This window comes from Neisseria sp. P0014.S002 (genome assembly GCF_051958295.1).
Lineage (GTDB): Bacteria > Pseudomonadota > Gammaproteobacteria > Burkholderiales > Neisseriaceae > Neisseria > Neisseria flavescens_B.
The window spans coordinates 1-241 of record NZ_JBQCVO010000110.1 but is presented as its reverse complement, the minus strand read 5'-3'; the positions used below and the strand labels follow the sequence as shown (position 1 = coordinate 241).

The window sequence follows — 241 nt, the reverse complement described above, 5'->3', positions numbered from 1 at the left end:
CAATAAACCTGTCTGTTTTCCTTAATTCTCTGCTGGCTGATAATCATCACCTGCAGGTTGGCTCCAATTATTTGTATATTCATAAAATCGATGGAAAAACTTTTCTCTTTACCAAAACAAATGACAAGAGTCTGGTTCAGAAGATAAATCGCTCTAAAGCTTCAGTTGAAGATATTAAGAACAGCCTCGCAGATGACGAATCATTGGGATTCCCATCTTTTTTGTTTGTTGAAGGCGACAC

Annotated in this window: 1 protein-coding gene; it reads left to right on the top strand. The window is 37.3% G+C overall.

Features of this window, described 5'->3' with window-relative positions; all coding sequences use genetic code 11:
• Positions 1–241 (top strand): hypothetical protein (locus ACTHSX_RS10805; RefSeq protein WP_440379686.1); only part of this gene is annotated, 241 nt, incomplete at both ends.